20 protein-coding genes, 1 other RNA gene and 1 riboswitch are annotated in these 18,708 nt (G+C 44.7%); of the genes, 16 read left to right on the plus strand and 5 right to left on the minus strand.

The features are described 5' to 3' along the window. Window positions 1-15: 15 nt before the first annotated feature. Window positions 16-318 carry a phage holin family protein gene (locus RKD52_RS09220; protein WP_369733719.1) on the plus strand — a complete coding sequence of 101 codons (303 nt, stop codon included), beginning with the start codon at window positions 16-18 and terminating at the stop codon, window positions 316-318. A gap of 23 nt (window positions 319-341) precedes the next feature. On the opposite strand, the gene RKD52_RS09225 is transcribed toward RKD52_RS09220, so the two are convergent. The 4 genes from RKD52_RS09225 to RKD52_RS09240 form a co-directional block, all read right to left on the minus strand. Beyond that, window positions 342-476, minus strand: a complete 135-nt coding sequence (locus tag RKD52_RS09225) for a hypothetical protein (protein WP_454099476.1) — start codon at window positions 474-476, stop codon at window positions 342-344. Then, window positions 476-727, minus strand: coding sequence for a sporulation protein (locus RKD52_RS09230; RefSeq protein WP_454099477.1), 252 nt, complete (start codon window positions 725-727; stop codon window positions 476-478). The genes RKD52_RS09225 and RKD52_RS09230 overlap by 1 nt, the downstream gene beginning before the upstream one ends. Then, window positions 727-882, minus strand: a complete 156-nt coding sequence (locus RKD52_RS09235; RefSeq protein ID WP_454099478.1) for a hypothetical protein — start codon at window positions 880-882, stop codon at window positions 727-729. The genes RKD52_RS09230 and RKD52_RS09235 overlap by 1 nt, the downstream gene beginning before the upstream one ends. A 61-nt stretch (window positions 883-943) precedes the next feature. After that, a complete protein-coding gene (locus RKD52_RS09240) occupies window positions 944-1,348 on the minus strand; it encodes an Hsp20/alpha crystallin family protein (protein ID WP_454099479.1) in 405 nt (134 codons plus the stop codon). Between the two features lie 202 nt (window positions 1,349-1,550). Here RKD52_RS09240 and RKD52_RS09245 point away from each other — a divergent pair, with 202 nt between their 5' ends. From RKD52_RS09245 to RKD52_RS09305, 13 genes are all read left to right on the plus strand, one after another. Then, entirely contained in the window at window positions 1,551-2,054 is a 504-nt protein-coding gene (locus tag RKD52_RS09245) for a PTS sugar transporter subunit IIA (protein WP_454099480.1), read from the plus strand. A gap of 103 nt (window positions 2,055-2,157) precedes the next feature. Then, window positions 2,158-4,443 (plus strand): DEAD/DEAH box helicase, encoded by a 2,286-nt coding sequence (locus RKD52_RS09250; RefSeq protein ID WP_454099481.1) that lies wholly within the window; start codon window positions 2,158-2,160, stop codon window positions 4,441-4,443. Continuing rightward, window positions 4,434-5,678, plus strand: a complete 1,245-nt coding sequence (locus RKD52_RS09255; protein ID WP_454099482.1) for a ribonuclease H-like domain-containing protein — start codon at window positions 4,434-4,436, stop codon at window positions 5,676-5,678. Before RKD52_RS09250 ends, RKD52_RS09255 begins: the two co-directional genes overlap by 10 nt. Before the next feature lie 344 nt (window positions 5,679-6,022). Then, window positions 6,023-6,445 (plus strand): CotD family spore coat protein, encoded by a 423-nt coding sequence (locus RKD52_RS09260; RefSeq protein WP_369733710.1) that lies wholly within the window; start codon window positions 6,023-6,025, stop codon window positions 6,443-6,445. 64 nt (window positions 6,446-6,509) lie between these two features. Then, complete coding sequence (locus RKD52_RS09265; protein ID WP_454099483.1) at window positions 6,510-7,076, plus strand: DUF1273 domain-containing protein; 567 nt, start codon at window positions 6,510-6,512, stop codon at window positions 7,074-7,076. Between the two features lie 77 nt (window positions 7,077-7,153). After that, window positions 7,154-7,459: a cell division regulator GpsB gene (gene gpsB, locus RKD52_RS09270; RefSeq protein WP_029280358.1), complete on the plus strand. Its 306-nt coding sequence runs from the start codon at window positions 7,154-7,156 to the stop codon at window positions 7,457-7,459. 69 nt (window positions 7,460-7,528) lie between these two features. Beyond that, an RNA gene (rnpB, locus tag RKD52_RS09275) (RNase P RNA component class B) lies at window positions 7,529-7,919 on the plus strand. A gap of 457 nt (window positions 7,920-8,376) precedes the next feature. Next, a complete protein-coding gene (locus RKD52_RS09280; protein ID WP_454099484.1) occupies window positions 8,377-9,528 on the plus strand; it encodes a THUMP domain-containing class I SAM-dependent RNA methyltransferase in 1,152 nt (383 codons plus the stop codon). 55 nt (window positions 9,529-9,583) lie between these two features. Further along, entirely contained in the window at window positions 9,584-9,781 is a 198-nt protein-coding gene (locus RKD52_RS09285) for a hypothetical protein (RefSeq protein ID WP_369733707.1), read from the plus strand. Between the two features lie 142 nt (window positions 9,782-9,923). Then, the gene (locus RKD52_RS09290; protein ID WP_454099485.1) at window positions 9,924-11,861 is read left to right on the plus strand and encodes an ATP-dependent DNA helicase; all 1,938 of its coding nucleotides are present in this window, start codon (window positions 9,924-9,926) and stop codon (window positions 11,859-11,861) included. Between the two features lie 760 nt (window positions 11,862-12,621). Then, window positions 12,622-14,145: a carboxypeptidase M32 gene (locus RKD52_RS09295; RefSeq protein WP_454101179.1), complete on the plus strand. Its 1,524-nt coding sequence runs from the start codon at window positions 12,622-12,624 to the stop codon at window positions 14,143-14,145. Window positions 14,146-14,292: 147 nt separating this feature from the next. Beyond that, a riboswitch (purine riboswitch) is annotated at window positions 14,293-14,394 on the plus strand. A gap of 90 nt (window positions 14,395-14,484) precedes the next feature. Next, entirely contained in the window at window positions 14,485-15,075 is a 591-nt protein-coding gene (locus RKD52_RS09300; protein ID WP_369733704.1) for a xanthine phosphoribosyltransferase, read from the plus strand. After that, window positions 15,072-16,382: a nucleobase:cation symporter-2 family protein gene (locus RKD52_RS09305; protein ID WP_454099486.1), complete on the plus strand. Its 1,311-nt coding sequence runs from the start codon at window positions 15,072-15,074 to the stop codon at window positions 16,380-16,382. Before RKD52_RS09300 ends, RKD52_RS09305 begins: the two co-directional genes overlap by 4 nt. Before the next feature lie 67 nt (window positions 16,383-16,449). Here the strand turns inward: RKD52_RS09305 and RKD52_RS09310 are convergent, their stop codons facing one another. Next, window positions 16,450-17,208 (minus strand): L,D-transpeptidase family protein, encoded by a 759-nt coding sequence (locus RKD52_RS09310; protein WP_454099487.1) that lies wholly within the window; start codon window positions 17,206-17,208, stop codon window positions 16,450-16,452. 105 nt (window positions 17,209-17,313) lie between these two features. On the opposite strand from RKD52_RS09310, the gene RKD52_RS09315 reads away from it, so the two are divergent. Both RKD52_RS09315 and RKD52_RS09320 read left to right on the plus strand, forming a co-directional pair. Next, on the plus strand, window positions 17,314-17,967 hold the full coding sequence (locus RKD52_RS09315; RefSeq protein ID WP_454099488.1) for an MtnX-like HAD-IB family phosphatase: 654 nt from the start codon (window positions 17,314-17,316) through the stop codon (window positions 17,965-17,967). Between the two features lie 76 nt (window positions 17,968-18,043). After that, complete coding sequence (locus tag RKD52_RS09320; RefSeq protein ID WP_454099489.1) at window positions 18,044-18,580, plus strand: N-acetyltransferase family protein; 537 nt, start codon at window positions 18,044-18,046, stop codon at window positions 18,578-18,580. The last annotated feature ends 128 nt before the right edge of the window (window positions 18,581-18,708 follow it).

Genomic DNA, 18,708 nt, shown 5'->3' on the forward strand with positions numbered 1-18,708 from the left:
ACGAGGTGGATAAGCATGGTTACTGCAGCGCTCTCAGGTCTGTTTGATCAGATTAATGTTCATCCCCAGCTCGTGATTGTCGTTCCGGCCCTCATGATTTTAGGGTATGCTTTAAAACGGACTCCTAATGTGCAGGACTGGATGATTGTTTGGATCCTGCTCGGAGCTGGCATTATCGCAAGTATTTTCACACTGGGTTTTTCAGTCAGCAGCATTGCCAACGGATTTATCGCGGCAGGAGCGGCCATCACCACTCATCAGGCGTATAAACAATCTGTTCTCGAACGAAATGGGGACGGCGAAAACAAAGACGCATAACCTTATGCGTCTTTGCCTGCTGTTCACTTCTTTTCATTTAGTCTTTCTGCCAGCCTCTTTTTAACTTCAGAATAGGACAAGCCTGAAGCGGCATTAAGTTTTTTAACTTCCTCTGCATTCGTAGTGCTGAATGATTGAAGTCCGGTATCTTTTCTCATTACAGCAGTTCCTCATAAACGTCATTCAGCTGATTCATCCTGACATAGTCCTGCTCACCCATCGCATGCTTTATTTCATACGGGAGCATTTTATTTAAGAACATCTGCTCTTTTTCAGAAAGCATTCTGATGAATTGCTTTTCGTCTGTAAATGATTCCCTGGAGAGCTTGAAATAAATGTGCCTGCTTATTTCATGCTCCTCCAGATAATTGGAAAGGGCCTCTCTTAAAAAAAACAGTGACTGTTCCATCAGGACGGATCCTCAAAGAATTCTTTCACTTTTCTTGGATCACTGCCGGATGCGTATGGATTTTCCGCGGCAGCACCTTCATCCAGATTTGTTTTTATGACAAGCATCGGAGACCCGGATGGCTCTGCGCTGATTCTTTTTTCATGTTGCTTCATAAAAGCACCTCCTGTTAGTAGTTTTCATAAGCAGGGGGGATTTTATGGTGTTAAAATCTGGTCAGCTGAGCGGAAAGGATATGAGCAGGCATCCGTTATGAAAAGAGGCATCCACTTCATCCATCGTCGGCGCCTTAGGCAATAGAATGGTTTTTGTCACTTGTTTCCTCGTCTGCGAATAAGCAGATCCATTTATATGACTGAGATTTAATTCTTCCTTGTGGCTGACGGTCAGGGTCAGGCACAGGTCATGAAATTCAATTGTGATCTGCTCTTTTTTCATGCCGGGAAGCTCGGCTTTTACAAAATAGCGGTTATCCTTTTCCCATGAGGATATTTTCATATAAGCCGTATTCATCTGCTCCTGAAATACTTTCTCAAACTCCAGTACGTTCTGTTTGAATGAACTGTCTCCGAAGAACTGCTCCGCAAGTTCATATAATGGGTTGTGCTTTTTTTCACTCATCTGCCGTGTCTCCTTTTGAATGAGGATAGTGACTGCTTTTAGGCTAAAATATGCATGGCGCTGTAAATTGGTTGCTTGATTCAGGCGTTTTATGGTTAAATGATGATAATTATAAAGGGACGGGTGAAGTGAGAAGCGTTTAATTTCAGGGAGACAGGGGTATTTCTAAAGTAGAATTCAATGCAGAAAAGGAGCAATAGCCATGCTTAAAAAACTATTCGGCAGTAAAAAAACGGAAAAACAGACAGAAGAAACGGTATATGCACCATTAACAGGAAAGCTTTTGCAATTGGAAGAAGTTCCGGATCCTGTTTTCTCCCAGAAAATGATGGGCGACGGAATGGCGATCGAACCTTCAGAAGGCATCCTGGTGTCACCTGTTGAGGGAGAGATCATTCAGCTCTTCCACACAAAACATGCGATTGGCATCAGAAGCCAGACGGGAATGGAAATTCTTCTTCACATCGGCCTTGAAACAGTGGCGATGAACGGAGAAGGTTTTGAAGCGTTTGTCAAAGAAGGAGACAGCGTCAAGCCGGGTGATAAACTGATTTCGTTTGATCTTGATCTGATCAAAGAAAAAGCAGCAAGCACGATCACTCCAATCATCATCACAAATGGCGATATTGTAGAAAGCGTCCAGAAAGCGCCTGCAGGTCAGGTGAACGGCGGGAAAGATAAAGTATTTGATATTAAGGTTAAATAAGTACTGAACAAAGCAGGCATTGAGCCTGCTTTTTTTATGTTGTCGTCTGTTTTACTTAAAATCGAACATCTATTCTGTTAAAATGGAGAAAGAGGTGATCAGAGTGCGAAGAAAGCAATCACTGTCAGAAATTATTGATTTTTTAAAACGCGATGAAGAATTTAAAGAGCAGATTGTACATGCTCATACGATAGAACCAAGAGAAGCAAGAACAGCCGCTATGCCGTCTTCTGTTGACATCAGATTAAGAGAGGCGCTTGCAGCAAGAGGCATAGGGTCTCTTTATACCCATCAGGCTACAGCCTATGAGCTTGCACGCAGCAGAAAAAGCTTTGTTGCCGTCACTCCGACTGCTTCAGGAAAAACGCTCTGCTACAATCTTCCGGTTTTGCAGCAGATCGTTCAAGATGAAAGCAGCAGGGCGCTTTATTTGTTTCCTACCAAAGCACTTGCCCAGGACCAGAAAAGCGAATTGAATGAGCTGATTACAGAGCTTGGCGTTCCAATCAATTCATACACTTACGATGGAGACACTGCTCCGACAATCCGGAATGTCATCCGGAAGGCGGGTCACATTGTCATGACAAATCCTGATATGCTTCACTCAGCAATCTTGCCCCATCATACAAAATGGGTTTCCCTTTTTGAAAACTTGAAGTATATCATTATTGATGAACTTCATATTTACAGGGGAATATTCGGCAGCCATGTCGCAAATGTGATCCGCAGGCTAAAACGCATTTGCCGTTTTTACGGTAGCAATCCGGTCTTTATCTGCACATCAGCAACGATTGCCAATCCAAAGGAGCTTGCAGAAGAGCTGCTTGGGGAAGACGTAGTGCTCGTTGATGATAACGGTGCCCCCTCGGGGAAAAAGCACTTTCTTTTTTACAATCCTCCAATCGTCAACAAGCCGCTGAATATCCGGAAAAGCGCTACACTGGAAGTAAGAAAGATAGCATCCGAACTTCTTAAAAATAAAATTCAGACAATCGTATTTGCAAGGAGCAGGGTGCGTGTGGAGATTATTTTGACGTACTTGCAGGAGCTGATCAAAGGGGAGCTTGGAAAGAAGACGATACGCGGCTACAGGGGAGGATACCTGCCTAAACAAAGGCGCGAGATTGAAAAAGGGTTGAGGAACGGAGAGATCCTTGGCGTTGTCAGCACAAATGCCCTTGAACTCGGGGTTGATATTGGACAGCTTCAGGTCTGCATTATGACAGGCTATCCTGGAACCATCGCGAGTGCCTGGCAGCAGGCGGGCCGTGCCGGCAGAAGAAGCGGGGAAGCCCTGATTGTAATGGTGGCGGGATCGACCCCAATTGATCAGTACATCATTCAGCACCCGGATTATTTTTTCAGGCAGAATCCGGAAACGGCCATTATTAATCCTGACAATCTTATTGTTCTTGTGGATCATATTAAATGTGCAGCGTTTGAACTGCCTTTCAAAAAGGATGAATCATTCGGACAATTGGATATCGAGGAGATTCTGGAATTTCTGACAGAAGAGAAAGTTCTCTATTTTAATAGAGACAAATATCACTGGATGAACGATTCTTTCCCGGCCCACAACATCAGTCTGCGCTCGGCTTCGCAGGAAAATGTCGTCATCATTGACCAGTCGGATGTTGCAAACGTCAAAGTCATCGGGGAGATGGACAGATTCAGCGCCATGACCCTGCTTCATGATGAGGCGATCTACCTTCATCAGGGCATTCAGTATCAGGTGGAGATGCTCGACTGGGAAGAGAAAAAAGCCTTTGTAAGAGAAGTGGATGTCGATTATTTTACAGATGCAAATCTTGCCGTGCAGCTGAAAGTGCTTGAAGAAGACAAAACGAGAACAAAAGATACCCACCATCTAGGATACGGGGATGTTACGGTTCAGGCTATGGCGACCATTTTTAAAAAAATCAAGTTTGACACACATGAGAATATCGGATCGGGCCCCATCCACCTTCCGGAAGAAGAATTGCACACAAATGCTGCGTGGATCAGTCTTTCGGATGAACTTGCCGGAATGCTGAAGAAAGACAGGCTTGAAGAAGCCCTTCTCGGTCTGGCGCATGCCTTGAAGCATATTGTGCCGATCAGCGTCATGTGTGACCCGTCTGATATAAGCGTTGTTCCGCAAATGAAGGCGACGCATAATGACCAGCCTACCGTTTTTCTCTATGATAAGTATCCCGGAGGAGTCGGTCTTGCTGGGAAAGTATTTGAGACAATGGAAATCGTGCTCGGTGAAACGTATGCCATGATCAGCGGATGCCCCTGTGAAACAGGCTGTCCGTCGTGCACGGGCCTGGAAGGATCCGACCATCAAAAGAAGGATACCCTTTACTTATTAAACGGTCTTAAAGGAGCAGAAGATTCTTGTCGTTAAAAGGAAAGCTAAACCGGTTAAAATCACATATGTCACTGGAAGAGAAACCAGAGACTGTCAAAAGGGAGCCTGAAGGAGAAGTGCCGCACCTTTCAAAGTGGGAGTCACTTGATACAAAACCGTTCTGGTTTGATGGTGAGTACTGTCTTGTAAGGGAAAGGACATATGATCTTTCTTTTCAGCACGGCCTCTATCAGCTTGGTGAATTTCATAGAGCGGTTTCCCTGTGGAATGAGAGAGACAGCCTTCATCCGCTTTCTTCTAAAGAGCATCAATCGCAGGATCTCTTTTTCTTTGACACAGAAACGACAGGTCTTGGGGGCGGGGCGGGAAATACGATCTTTCTGCTTGGCCATGCGCAGGTGTTTGAGGATAAAGTTAAAGTCGTTCAGCATTTTCTGCCGAAACCGGGAAATGAAGTGGCGCTTTATCAAAGTTTTCTGAGCCGGGTCAATACGAAAACCCTTGTCACTTATAACGGTAAAGCCTTTGACTGGCCTCAGGTGAAAACGCGGCATACGCTGATTAAAGATCAGGTGCCGAAGCTTCCGTCCTTCGGCCATTTCGATCTTTTTCATGCTGCCAGAAGGCTTTGGAAAACGAGGCTTGAGTCGGTTAAATTGAGTCATGTCGAGAAGGAGATTCTTGGAATCGAGAGGGAGCATGATGTTCCGGGTTATCTTGCTCCCATGCTGTATTTCAGCTATGTTCAGTCAGAGGATCCAGATCACATCAGCGGTGTGCTGACTCATAATGAAATGGATATTCTTTCACTCATCACTCTCTACACGCATCTCACACACAGAATTTTGTTTCCCTCTGTCGAAGCAACCGGCATTGAGCAATATGAAGTCGCGCGCTGGCTGCTGTCGGCAGGCGAAAAGGCGGCAGCCTTCGACACATTTAAATCTGCAGCAGAATCAGGCTCAGAGAGGGAATTTGAAGCGAAATTCGAGATGGCGATGCAGCTGAAAAAGAACAATAAGATGGAAGAAGCACTGCCGATATTCCTCTCTTGTGCGGAAGGCGGAAGCTTGAAATATAAGATAAAGGCATCAGTTGAAGCGGCAAAGTATTATGAGCACAAGGCGAAAGATGCAAAAAAGGCCCTTTCATTTGCCACATCAGCATATCTTGCAGTAAAGGAAAAGGATCAGGCGCTGAAAACCGATTCACAAAAAGAGAAGGCAGAGCTTTTAAAAAGAATGAAACGGCTGGGGAATAAAATGGGGTAATTATTCCCCGGGGAACCGCATAATCCGCTCTTTTTCGCGTGAAATTTGTCGATATTGTGAAATTTTTAAGTTGGGCATTCAAGTAATTGTAGAACGGTGAAGATGCGTGTAAAATTAGGGACTGTAAACATTAATAACCGGGGTGAGCACGATCATGTACAAAGGCATCTTCTACTTGTTTTTCATCGTCTTATTTGCAACAGTCTTCATCTTTTCAAACTTCAAAGACAGTTTCTATGCATTCTTGTAAAAAATAGGTTATTGCATCAGTACATGTACACTCCTTGCTTCATAGACTATCACTGTAAGACAGATAAGAAATGAAGGAAAGGAGACAAACAAACATGATGCCAAATAACAACATGCCTCCGAATATGGTGGGCGGCGCTCAAATGGGGCCGAACATGCCGAATATGGTAGGCGGCGCTCAAATGAACATGCCAGCTCCAAATATGGTGGCAGGTGCACAAATGGGACCTAACATGCCAGCTCCAAATATGGTGGCCGGTGCTCAAATGCCGATGATGCCGATGGGACCTGTCAAAATGTGTCCGCCGATTGTTCATCCGACAAAGTGCTGCGTGCAGCATACTTTCTCTACTACAGTTGTTCCTCATATCCACCCGACTCACACAACTGTCGTTAACCACCAGAACATTCAGCACAAGCATTATTTCCCTCAAACAAATTCTATGGTAAACTCTGTTTCAAACCAACAATTCAACTGCGGCGGCGGAAGACCCCCTATGAGTCCTTACGGCCGTTAATACCTCACCTTAGGAGCTGATGAAACATGTCAGCTCCTATCTTCTTTGAAGGGAGACATACAAAATGAAGGTCATCACGGTATCCGGATACAAACCTTTTGAACTCGGCATCTTTAAAAATGATGACCCGGGAGTCGCCTACATAAAAAAAGCCATTGAAAAATCATTGCGGCCCCTTGCAGAAGAAGGACTCGAGTGGGTGCTGATCAGCGGCCAGCTCGGAATAGAGCTCTGGGCTGCAGAGGTTGTCTTTGATTTGCAGGTAGAGTATGATGAACTAAAGCTCGGCATTCTGACTCCATTTTTGGAGCAGGAAGAAAAATGGAATGAAGACAATAAAGAATATTACGAATACATTGTGTCATCGGCCGACTTTGTTGACAGCATCACAAAAAGAAAATATGATAATCCAAATCAGTTCAGAGTGAAAAATGAATTTTTTGTTTCAAAAAGTGAAGGACTCCTGCTGGTTTATGACGAAGAAAACCCTGGGTCTCCAAAATATTTGCTCGAGACGGCCAGAAAAAAGGCAGAGTCCCGCGAATACTCCATCATGACGATTTCTTTTGCAGATCTGCAGCTCATTGTGGAAGAAGAGCAAAGCAAGGATCATTTTTGGACAGGCGAATAACTGAAGAAAAATTGACAACTGCATCAGAACTATGAAAAAATATGAAAAGATGATTTCAGTGTGACGAGGTGAAAGAGATGCTTTCCGATAAAATTAAATTAACAGCGAAAGAAATCTTAGAAAAAGAATTTAAACAGGGAATGCGCGGCTACAAACAGGAAGACGTGGATAAGTTTCTTGATTTGATCATCAAGGATTATGAAACATTCCATCAGGAAATTGAAGAGCTTCAGCAGGAAAACCTGCGTCTGACAAAACAGCTTGAAGACTCATTCAACCGCAAGCAAGTTCAGCCTGTACAGACAAACACGACAAACTTTGATATTCTGAAACGTTTATCGAACCTTGAGAAGCACGTATTCGGAAGCAAGCTTTACGATTGATTTCCATTATTTGCTCTTGCAATCCTGTCTGTAATTAACTATACTAGTATTTGCTCTTAAAAAATAATAACGTTCAGGTAATCGCTGCAGTCTTTAGGGCTGTAGAGGAAAGTCCATGCTCGCACGGTGCTGAGATGCCCGTAGTGTTCGTGCCTAGCGAAGTCATAAGCTAGGGCAGCCGGGTGATCCGGCTGACGGCAGGGAAGGGGCCTAAGTCTTCGGATATGGCTCTGCTACCTTGAAAGTGCCACAGTGACGTAGTCCTCAGGGAAACCTGAGGAGTGGAACGCGGTAAACCCCTCGAGCGAGAAACCCAAATATAGGTAGGGGCACCTTCTCTTAGGAACTGAACAAGGAGAAGGCCGGAAGCTTTAAGCTTCCGTAGATAGATGATTACCACCGGAGTACGAGGTGATACCGGCCGTTTGCAGTACAAAGGGACAAAACATGGCTTACAGAACGTTATTTCAGGTAAACTTAACATGTTTAAAACAGGCTCTCTTCATAAGTGATGAGAGCTTTTCATTTATTTACATATAGAAAAGTGGAATCGCCTTGTTCAGCTCCGAAGGTCAGAAAAGGATCCGCCGGAAAAAGCCGGGTTTGCTTTTTTTGGCGGAGCCGTTCTGGCCGAGGAGTTAGGCGATGGAACTGGACAATGAGAAAAGCGGAATCGCCCGTTTTGCTCCGACAGGCAGGAAAGAAATCACCCGAAAAGTCCGGGTTTGACTTTTTGGGGGATTTTGTTCTGACGGAGGAGTTGGGCGGTGGAGCTGGACAATGAGAAAAGCGGAATCGCCCGCACGGTTACAGGAAGTTTGAGCTGCGTACACTATGCACAAAATAGAATGAAATAAAAATTGAAATAAAAATGGATCTGCAGGCTTATCCTGCAGTCTGATTTAGAAGGTGATGCAATGAGTAAGGTGACATTAATTGCAACAGCTGCCATGGGACTTGAGGCGCTTGTTGCCAAAGAAGTGCGGGATCTTGGATATGAATGCACGACCGACAACGGCAAAGTGACATTTGAGGCGGATCCAAAAGATATTCCCCGACTGAATTTATGGCTTCGCACAGCTGACCGCGTAAAGCTGAAAGTGGGCGAGTTTAAAGCCTACTCTTTTGACGATCTGTTTGAAAAAACAAAGGCTCTTGACTGGGGAGCAATTATTCCCCGCCAGGCAGAATTCCCAGTCACGGGAAAATCGGTAAAATCAAAGCTTTACAGTGTGCCTGACTGTCAGCGTATCGTGAAAAAGGCAATTGCCGAAAAACTGAAGCAGCAGTACAAGATTGCTTCAGAGTGGTACGAAGAATCAGGTCCGCTTTATAAAGTGGAAATTGCTCTATTAAAAGATACGGCGACCTTGACGATTGATACAAGCGGCGCAGGGCTTCACAAGCGCGGCTTCAGGCTTGACCAGGGAGGGGCGCCACTTAAGGAAACACTGGCTGCTGCTCTGGTGATGCTCACAAACTGGACGCCTGACCGTCCGTTTGTAGACCCTTTCTGCGGATCGGGCACGATTCCGATAGAAGCGGCATTAATCGGACAGAACATTGCCCCTGGTTTTAACCGGGAGTTTGTTTCCGAACAATGGGATATCATCGGCAATAGTCATTGGGACCAAGCACGCACAGAAGCAGAAGATCTTGCAAACTATGATCTGGAGCTCGATATTTCGGGCTATGACATTGACCACCGCATGATTTCGATTGCAGAGGAAAATGCGGATGAGGCTGGTCTTGGCGGCATTATTCAATTTAAACAAATGCAGGTCAGTGATTTCACGACCCGCAAAGAGTATGGCGTAATTGTCGGAAACCCGCCATACGGCGAACGTCTGGGAGAAAAAGAAGAAGTTGAGCAATTGTATAAAGGCATGGGACGGGCTCTGCTCCCTCATGAAACTTGGTCTGTCTACATGCTGACCTCCCATAAAGGCTTTGAAGATTTTTACGGCAGGCAGGCTACGAAAAAACGCAAGCTTTTTAACGGGTTTATCGAAACGGATTATTATCAGTATTGGGGAAAACGCCCGCCGAGAGAACGAAAAGAGGTATAGAAGTCTCGCTCCTTGAATACACTGAAAACAGTATTGATTTCTTTTCAAGGAGTGAGTGATTCTGGGCGGAAACAATGATTTTAATCTCATATCAAAGGCGTTGTCATCTACTTATTTGTCTCTAATTGAAAACGGAGATGAAGCGGCTGCGCATGCATCACTGAGCAGTGCAAGAGCTGATTTTCTAAAAGCAGTGGCACATGCTTCTGCGATTGACCAAAAGGTAATGATTGATACGCTGTACGACCGCTGAGATAGGCTTTCATATGATGAAAGCCTGTCTTTTTTCATGGCTCCTTAATTCAGGGGCATAGTCAGCTCACAGCAGTTGACGAACAGAATGACAAATGAGAAAATAGTTGTTTGAGTATAAATGATTGCGGGGGATCTGATACATGCCGACGTCACGTCTGCCATTTGCTGTTTCCAAAAATGAAACCTTCTATGAAGGGCTGAATAATTGGATCGGAGATGTATTTTACGATATTTTGCCTGAAAAAGGCTTTGAACTTAGAGATGAACAAATTTTTATGGCGTTTCAGCTTGAACGTGCATTCCGTGAAAAGAGTGTCATGTTTGCAGAAGCTGGCGTAGGAACGGGAAAAACACTGGTGTATCTGCTCTATGCGATCAGCTATGCACGCTACACCGGAAAACCGGCTGTTATTGCATGTGCGGATGAAACACTGATTGAACAGCTTGTTAAAAATGAAGGGGATATTGCAAAGCTCAGAAAACATCTGGATCTAACCATTGATGTGAGACTCGGAAAATCCCAGGATCAGTATTTGTGCCTGAAAAAACTGGATCAGACGATTCAGCGTACAGGTGATGACCTGTATCTTGATCTATTTGAGTCGCTTCCGGGCTTTGTCCATGAAAAAGCAGGTATGCAGTCTTTCTATCATTACGGAGACCGGAAAGAATATCCTAACCTGACAGATGAAGAGTGGAGCAATGTCAATTATGATTCTTTCCAGGACTGTCTGTCATGTGACCAAAGGCATCGCTGCGGGCTGACGCTTTCACGCGAGCACTACCGGAAAGCAACCGACCTGATTGTCTGCTCGCATGATTTCTACATGGAGCATATCTGGACATACGACTCAAGAAAGCGTGAAGGACAGCTGCCATTGCTGCCTGAGCACAGTTCGGTTGTTTTTGATGAAGGACATCTTCTTGAATATGCAGCCCAAAAAGCCCTTACCTACAGAGTGAAAAGCAGCACGCTTGCCATTTTGCTTGAAAGACTGCTTCAGAATGACATCAGAGAAGAATTTGCCCATTTAGTTGAAGACACGCTCGTCATCAACGAGGAATTTTTCGACAGCCTGCTTGAAGCATCGGAAGAAGTAAAAGGCTCACACCGCTCTAAGATTGTGATGAACGATACGCTGCGGAAACAGGGGCTTGAACTGCACAGGATGCTGGCTGAAATTGGAGAGGCCCTTGTATTTGAAGGGGAAATGTATACCATTGATTCCTACGAACTGAAGATTGTCGAGGAATATTTGGACAGCATGGAATTTTCCATTTCCCTTTTTAATAAACAAAAAGGTGCCATCCACTGGATTGAAAACGGGGAGCAGGATTTCTCCCTGATCATAATGCCAAGAACAGTGGAAGAAGTGTTGAGAGAGAAAGTATTTTCTCAGAAAAAGCCGTATATCTTCTCATCAGCGACACTGTCCAACCATGGATCGTTCGACTTTATTGCAGGCAGTCTTGGAATTAAAGACTATTTGTCATTGAACGTCGAATCGCCGTTTGATTATGAAGAAAACATGAAGATCTCACTGCTCGACGTGTCAGCGTCAGTTTCCCTCAATGAAGTAAAATGTGCGGAAACAATGAAAAGAATTGAACAATCAGGAGGCCGCGCGCTCGTCCTGTTTAACACGAGAGATGAACTTGACGTATTTAAACGTTATGCATCAGCCCACAAGGCAGACTATCGCTTCTTATTTGAAGGAGACCAGGAAATAAGCAAGCTTGTTTCTGAGTTCCAGAATAATGAGACATCTGTATTATGCGCCGTGCATCTGTGGGAAGGACTAGACATTCCAGGGGCATCCCTGTCGAACGTGATCATCTGGTCACTGCCGTTCCCTCCAAATGACCCGGTGTTTGAATCAAAACGGAGCAGCTCGGCCGATCCGTTCGCTGATGTGGATATGCCATATATGATGCTGAGACTGAAACAGGGCATTGGCCGCCTGATCAGAACCAGCACTGACAGCGGGGAGATTTCAATCTACCTCTCCACAAAGCAGGATCTGAGCGTACTTGAAGAGGTAAAATCCGTATTGCCTGTAACAGCTGAAGAACTGTAAGAGCGAGGGGAGAAGTCCCTTCGCTTTTTTTGTATGGAAAATGAGTCTGGAGAGCCCGAATCGTACCCTCGGAAACCGAGAAACGATTTGAGAGGGTAAGCAAACGCGTGAATCGTACCCCCGGAAACCGAGAAACGATGTGGGAGGGTAAGCAAGCGAGCGAATCGTACCCCCGGAAACCGCAAAACGATGTGGGAGGGTAAACAAGCGAGCGAATCGTACCCTCGGAAACCGCAAAACGATGTGGGAAGGTAAGCAAACGCGTGAATCGTACCCCCGGAAACTGAAAAACGATTCGGGAGGGTAAGCAAACGCGCGAATCGTACCCTCGGAAACCGAGAAACGATGTGGGAGGGTAAGCAAACGCGTGAATCGTACCCCCTGAAACCGAGAAACGATTCGGGAGGGTAAGCAAACGCGTGAATCGTACCCCCGGAAACCGAGAAACGATGTGGGAGGGTAAGCAAGCCCAGGAATCGTACCCCCGGAAACCGAGAAACGATGTGGGAGGGTAAGCAAACGCGTGAATCGTACCCCCGGAAACCGCAAAACGATGTGGGAGGGTAAGCAAGCGAGCGAATCGCACCCTCGGAAACCGCAAAACAATTTGAGAGGGTAAGCAAAAACCGGAATCATCCCTCCAATAACAAAAATAAAACCGACCCGTCAGTTTATAAAATCATTGACAAAGACCTTTTCTTTCCTTTAATCTAAAAATGTTAGAAAATTACTACTATTTTACATACCTAAATAAGGGGTGATCAGATTGACCATTCAATCCGTTGAAACGTCATTTTTAGAGTACCTGCAAAAGATGAAAAGCTATAATGAAGCCATTTCGCTCATGTTCTGGGATCTGCGCACAGGTGCACCGAAAAAAGCGATTGAACAGCGTTCACAGGCAATTGGCATTCTATCTACGGAAGTATTTCAAATGCAGACTTCTGATGAAATGAAATCCTATATTGATCAGATTCTGAGCGCGAAGGATGAGGTTTCGGAAATCACCTTCAAAGCAGCTCTTGAAAGTGAGAAAGAATACAAACTAAGCAAAGTGATTCCGCAGGAAGAATACAAAGAATACGTTATTCTTCAGTCCAAAGCAGAGTCTGTGTGGGAAGAAGCGAAGGAAAAATCGGATTTCAGCCTGTTTGCACCGTACTTGAAGAAGCTAGTTGACACCAACAAAAAGTTTCTGGAGTACTGGGGCTACAAAGAAAATAAATATGACACGTTCCTTGACCAGTATGAGCCGGGTGTAACCGTTGAGGTGCTTGACCGGGTTTTTGGTGAACTGAGAAGCCGCATTGTGCCGTTAGTAAAAAGCATTACGGAGTCACAGAACCAGCCGGAAACTCACTTTTTGTATGAACCGATTTCAAAAGACAAGCAGCGCCAGATCTCAGAGTTTTTCCTTAAAGAGCTCGGCTACGATTTTGAAGCGGGGCGCCTTGATGAGACGGTCCATCCATTTGCGATCAGTCTAAACCGCGGGGATGTGCGTGTTACAACAAAATATGCTGAAAAAGACTTCCGTACAGCGCTTTTCGGTACGATTCATGAATGCGGTCACGCGCTGTATGAGCAGAACATTTCAGAGGATCTTGAAGGAACCCTGCTGTGCGACGGTACATCCATGGGGATTCATGAGTCGCAGTCTCTTTTCTATGAGAAATTCATCGGCAAAAATCCTGGATTCTGGAACCGTTACTATGATTCGCTTAAGCAGTATGCTGACGGGCAGTTTGATGATGTAGCGCTCCATGACTTCTACCGTGCAGTCAACGAATCCAAGCCGTCACTTATCCGCATCGAGGCAGATGAACTGACGTATCCGCTTCACATCATGATCCGCTATGAAATTGAGAAGGGTTTATTTAATGATGAAATTGAAGTAGAGGATCTTCCGCGCATCTGGAATGAAAAATATACAGAGTACCTTGGCGTAACGCCATCAAATGACGCAGAAGGCGTGCTTCAGGACGTTCACTGGTCCGGCGGCATGTTCGGCTATTTCCCGTCCTATGCGCTTGGCTATATGTACGCCGCGCAATTTAAACATGCGATGCTGAAAGACTTGCCTGACTTTGACCAGCTTGTTGAAAACGGTGAGTTCGGCACAATTAAAAACTGGCTGACAGAAAAGATTCATCAGTACGGAAGAATGAAGCAGCCGCTTGAGATCCTCCATGATGTAACAGGAGAAGGCCTGAACGCCAAGTATTTAATTGATCATCTTGAGGCGAAGTACTCGAAACTGTATCAGCTTGAGCCAGCAAAATAATTAAGGGAACCGCACGAATTCCGTGCGGTTTTTTACATGAAAGTTTTTAGAGAAATACGAATAATCCAAAATGAAAATCGTGTCATTATTCGCTTTTTATTCTAATTCCTCTTCCCATAACGAATAAACCCTGTTATAATGCTACTATTCTAATAAAACGTGCACACTCATATAATCGCGGGGATATGGCCTGCAAGTTTCTACCGGATGACCGTTAATCATCTGACTATGAGTGAGCAGTGCTTTGTTTTGCAGCCTGCTTCTTTTAAGCGATCTTCTAAACGGCATTGTCTCACTCTATGAGACGATGCCGTTTTTTTATAGCTGGAGGGAAATAGGATGATTATGCTGCAGGAAAAAATCAAACGTGAAGGAAAGGTGCTTTCAGATCAGGTATTGAAAGTAGACTCCTTTTTAAATCATCAAATTGATCCATTTTTAATGAGAGAAGTAGGAAAAGAGTTTGCAGGAAGATTTAAAAACGAAGGCATTACGAAAATTCTTACCCTTGAATCCTCAGGAATTGCGCCATCGGTAATGACAGGGCTCGAGCTGAACGTGCCGGTTGTTTTTGCAAGGAAGCGCAGCTCTCTTACGTTAAAGGGCAAGCTTCTCACAGCAGCTGTTTATTCGTTTACGAAGCAGGAAGAAAACACGATCGCTGTTTCAGGCGAACATCTGAAAGAAACAGACCGTGTGCTCATCATTGACGATTTTCTGGCAAATGGCCAGGCTGCACTGGGACTTGCCGAAATTGTTAAGCAGTCCGGAGCAAAAATCGCGGGCATGGGCATTGTAATCGAAAAATCATTTCAGGACGGCGGGAAATTGCTTCGTGAAAAAGGCTTTCGCGTGGAATCTCTCGCACGAATCGAGTCTCTTGAAAACGGAACGGTGCAATTTCTTGAAGAAACGGAGGCCGTGCGATGAATAACAATTCCTTTAAAGTGTTCTCACTCGGCATTCAGCACGTTCTTGCCATGTACGCAGGTGCGATTATCGTGCCTCTGATTGTAGGCGGAGCCCTCGGATTAACGCCTGAACAGCTGACTTATCTTGTTTCCATTGATATTTTCATGTGCGGTCTTGCTACACTTCTTCAGGTGTGGAAAAACAAGTTTTTCGGCATCGGCCTTCCGGTTGTGCTCGGATGCACGTTTACAGCAGTTGGTCCAATGATCGCCATTGGGACGGAATACGGAATATCTTCTGTCTATGGTGCGATTTTAGTTTCAGGAATTTTCGTCATTCTGATTTCAACCGTGTTTGGCAAGCTGGCTGTATTCTTTCCGCCTGTTGTAACAGGATCTGTCGTCACGATTATCGGAATCACGCTGATTCCGGTTGCCATGAATAATATGGCGGGCGGACAGGGGGCCGCTGATTTTGGATCTCCGTCGAATCTTGCGCTTGCTTTTGGTGTTCTGCTGTTTATTATTCTGCTTTACAGATTTTTCACTGGTTTCATCCGCGCTGTTTCCATCCTGATCGGACTGATCGCTGGAACGGCAGCGGCTGCGTTTATGGGAAAGGTAGATTTGCAGCCTGTCTCTGAAGCAGGATGGTTTCAGATCGGCAAGCCGTTTTACTTTGGAACGCCGACGTTTGAGATTGCTCCGATTTTGACAATGATCCTTGTCGCAATCGTCAGTTTGGTAGAGTCAACCGGGGTTTACTATGCGCTTGGAGATCTCACGAAAAAGAACATCACTAAAGAGGATCTTGCGAAAGGGTACCGTGCAGAGGGTGTCGCTTACTTGCTTGGGGCAATCTTTAATGCTTTTCCTTATACAGCCTATTCTCAAAATGTAGGATTGATTTCTCTTTCGGGCGTTAAATCAAGGAATGTCATTTATACAGCAGCAGGAATGCTCATGGTGCTTGGACTTGTACCGAAAATTGCGGCCTTCACAACCATTATTCCTGAAGCCGTTCTTGGCGGGGCCATGATCGCCATGTTTGGAATGGTCATTGCTTACGGCATCAAGATGCTGAGCAGGGTAGAGTTTGCTTCACAGGAAAATTTGCTGATTATCGCGTGCTCTGTAGGAATGGGACTTGGAGTGACTGCCGTGCCTGATATGTTCGCCACTCTTCCCGAGTCTGTTAAAATCCTGACCAACAATGGCATTGTGGCAGGAAGCCTGACAGCCATTCTGCTGAATATTGTATTCAATGTTGTACGAAAAGAAGAAAAAAGCGAAGCCGTTCGTCTGAACGAAAAACATGCATCTTAATTCTTCTGATGCAAAATAATGTCCAAAAGAAAAGCCATACCCTGAACATCTTCAGGGTATGGCTTTTTTAATACATACTAAGAGCTTTTTTTGTAGCCGGGCCGACTATGCCGTCTGATGACAGCTTTTTGCTTTTTTGAAAAGACCTCACTGCTTTATCGGTATTGTTTCCGAAAATCCCGTCAATGCCGCGGGTGTTGAACCCTTTGGAGGTGAGAAGCTGCTGGAGATGTTTGACTTCGCTTCCCCGGCTTCCTTTTTTCAGATTTTGTCCCGTAAATCCGGATGGTTTAGATGATACGGCTTTGCTGCCGCTCACTTTAAATCCTTTTGATGAGGCAATGGCATCAAACGAACTGCCGGAAGATGTTATGATAACAGGTGTATTCATTTTCACCTGGCTGTACAGCCATTCCACTTCATTATCATACATTCTGATGCATCCGTTGCTGATGTACTGCCCGATGGAGCTTGGATTGTTGTTACCGTGTATGGCATACGTTGTGCCCCACGTGCCTCTGGCGTTGATGCCGAGCCAGCGGTTTCCAAGAGGGTTGCGCGAGTCACCGCCTGGAATGCCGAGCTTGTAGTAAGGTCTGTTCACAATCTTACTGACAACTTTAAAGGTTCCTTCAGGAGTGTAGGAGGGCTTTTTGCCGGTCGCCACTTTAAACACGCTGCTGAGCTTGCTGTTCTGATAAAATGCGAGCTGATTTTTAGACTTGTTAATAATAATAAAGTCACTTCCTGCTGCCTCTGTTTTGCTGATGCCTGCGCCGAAAAAGATAAACAGCGCGGCGGTGAAAATAACGAATAGTTTCTTCATGTGTCTCTCCTTTGATGTTAGTAATTGAAAGCAATTACTACATGATATGATGAGAGAAATCTATATATTTCCAGAAGGGGAAATTAAATCAATGGAGGGTTTACAATGAAAAAATGGGCATTTGTATCCGATTTTGACGGGACGATCTCTAAAAAAGATTTTTATCACCTTGTGATAGAGGAATTTTTCCCTGAAGGAGAAGCGCTGTTCAAGCAGTGGAAGCGGGGGGAGATGCTGGATATTGACTTTTTAAGCCGTGTCTTTTCCTCGATTCACCTTGAAGAGGAAGAGCTGATTAAAACCATTCTGACCTTGCCGCTTGACGATTATATCGGTCCATTTATTGAACGTGTCCAACAAAACGGCGGTGACTTTTATATTTTAAGTGCAGGAACAGATTATTATATTAAGCACATTTTTGACGCGCTTGGCGCCGAAAACGTTGAGATCATCTCAAATAAAGGCCATTTCAAAAGCAAAAACATCCATCTGGAAATTGATAAAAATGACTGGAGCTATTCCGAAAGATACGGAATTGATAAATCAAAAGTCATTCAGAAGCTGAAAGAAACTTATGATACGGTTTACTTTTACGGAGACAGCGAACCTGATTCCCATCCTGCAGCCTTTGCAGATGTAACCTTCGCAAAGGACGCGCTGTGCGGGCTCCTTGACAAAAAGGGAGTTGCCTACATTGAAGCAGACACGTTTTTAGATGTAGAAACGTATTTGCGCGGACGCGGAGTACTTGTCATTTGAAAAATCGGGAAACAGCCTGTATAATGTGTTACTTCTTGAGCGCAGAGATATACTAACGTCAAGGAGCTGAACTTCAATGATTACTCAAGATAACAAAAGGGTTTTTACTGCAAAAAATGGAGAAGAGGTTACATTGAGGCCTGTAAGGGTAGAGGATGCAGCTGACATTATCGAATCCGTACAGAGCATCATTGACTCGGGAACGTACATACAAAAAGAAAATCCGCGTTCCCTTGCAGAAGAAAAAGCCTTTATTCAAGAAATGAAAGAGAAAGATAACTTTTACCTCGGTGTTGAAATGCAGGGGAAAGTTGTCGGCATCGCAAGAGTTCTGCGGGGTGAGCTTCAAATGAAAAGACATACCGGTCTGTTCCGGACATGGATTTCAGATTCTGCACAGGGCCTTGGCATCGGCAAGGAAGTCATGAGTGCAACACTTGACTGGTGCAGAAAGAATAACCTTCACAAACTCTGTCTGACGGTTTTTGCTTCCAATGAAGTAGCGGTAAAGCTTTATGAAAAATACGGCTTTACAATTGAGGGAGTACAGCGTGAGCAGGCGGTTCTGAACGGGAAATACGATGATGAGATTCATATGGCCTACTTCTTTTAAAAATTTCCATCCATTCATGTCTGTTCAAACCAGCTTTTCGCGATATAATAAAAGAGCACAACAACAACTCCTTTAAAACGTTGCTTTTCCCTGATCGGGGAAGAGCTTTTTTTTATCCGAATTTACAT

The organism is Metabacillus sp. SLBN-84 (assembly GCF_053629595.1).

Excerpts from the sequence above, each read along its gene's own strand:
- RKD52_RS09220 (WP_369733719.1), top strand. The coding sequence starts at position 16 with ATGGTTACTGCAGCGCTCTCAGGTCTGTTTGATCAGATTAATGTTCAT.
- RKD52_RS09225 (WP_454099476.1), bottom strand. The coding sequence starts at position 476 with ATGAGAAAAGATACCGGACTTCAATCATTCAGCACTACGAATGCAGAG.
- RKD52_RS09230 (WP_454099477.1), bottom strand. The coding sequence starts at position 727 with ATGGAACAGTCACTGTTTTTTTTAAGAGAGGCCCTTTCCAATTATCTG.
- RKD52_RS09235 (WP_454099478.1), bottom strand. The coding sequence starts at position 882 with ATGAAGCAACATGAAAAAAGAATCAGCGCAGAGCCATCCGGGTCTCCG.
- RKD52_RS09240 (WP_454099479.1), bottom strand. The coding sequence starts at position 1,348 with ATGAGTGAAAAAAAGCACAACCCATTATATGAACTTGCGGAGCAGTTC.
- RKD52_RS09245 (WP_454099480.1), top strand. The coding sequence starts at position 1,551 with ATGCTTAAAAAACTATTCGGCAGTAAAAAAACGGAAAAACAGACAGAA.
- RKD52_RS09260 (WP_369733710.1), top strand. The coding sequence starts at position 6,023 with ATGATGCCAAATAACAACATGCCTCCGAATATGGTGGGCGGCGCTCAA.
- RKD52_RS09265 (WP_454099483.1), top strand. The coding sequence starts at position 6,510 with ATGAAGGTCATCACGGTATCCGGATACAAACCTTTTGAACTCGGCATC.
- gpsB (WP_029280358.1), top strand. The coding sequence starts at position 7,154 with ATGCTTTCCGATAAAATTAAATTAACAGCGAAAGAAATCTTAGAAAAA.
- RKD52_RS09280 (WP_454099484.1), top strand. The coding sequence starts at position 8,377 with ATGAGTAAGGTGACATTAATTGCAACAGCTGCCATGGGACTTGAGGCG.
- RKD52_RS09290 (WP_454099485.1), top strand. The coding sequence starts at position 9,924 with ATGCCGACGTCACGTCTGCCATTTGCTGTTTCCAAAAATGAAACCTTC.
- RKD52_RS09300 (WP_369733704.1), top strand. The coding sequence starts at position 14,485 with ATGATTATGCTGCAGGAAAAAATCAAACGTGAAGGAAAGGTGCTTTCA.
- RKD52_RS09305 (WP_454099486.1), top strand. The coding sequence starts at position 15,072 with ATGAATAACAATTCCTTTAAAGTGTTCTCACTCGGCATTCAGCACGTT.
- RKD52_RS09310 (WP_454099487.1), bottom strand. The coding sequence starts at position 17,208 with ATGAAGAAACTATTCGTTATTTTCACCGCCGCGCTGTTTATCTTTTTC.
- RKD52_RS09315 (WP_454099488.1), top strand. The coding sequence starts at position 17,314 with ATGAAAAAATGGGCATTTGTATCCGATTTTGACGGGACGATCTCTAAA.
- RKD52_RS09320 (WP_454099489.1), top strand. The coding sequence starts at position 18,044 with ATGATTACTCAAGATAACAAAAGGGTTTTTACTGCAAAAAATGGAGAA.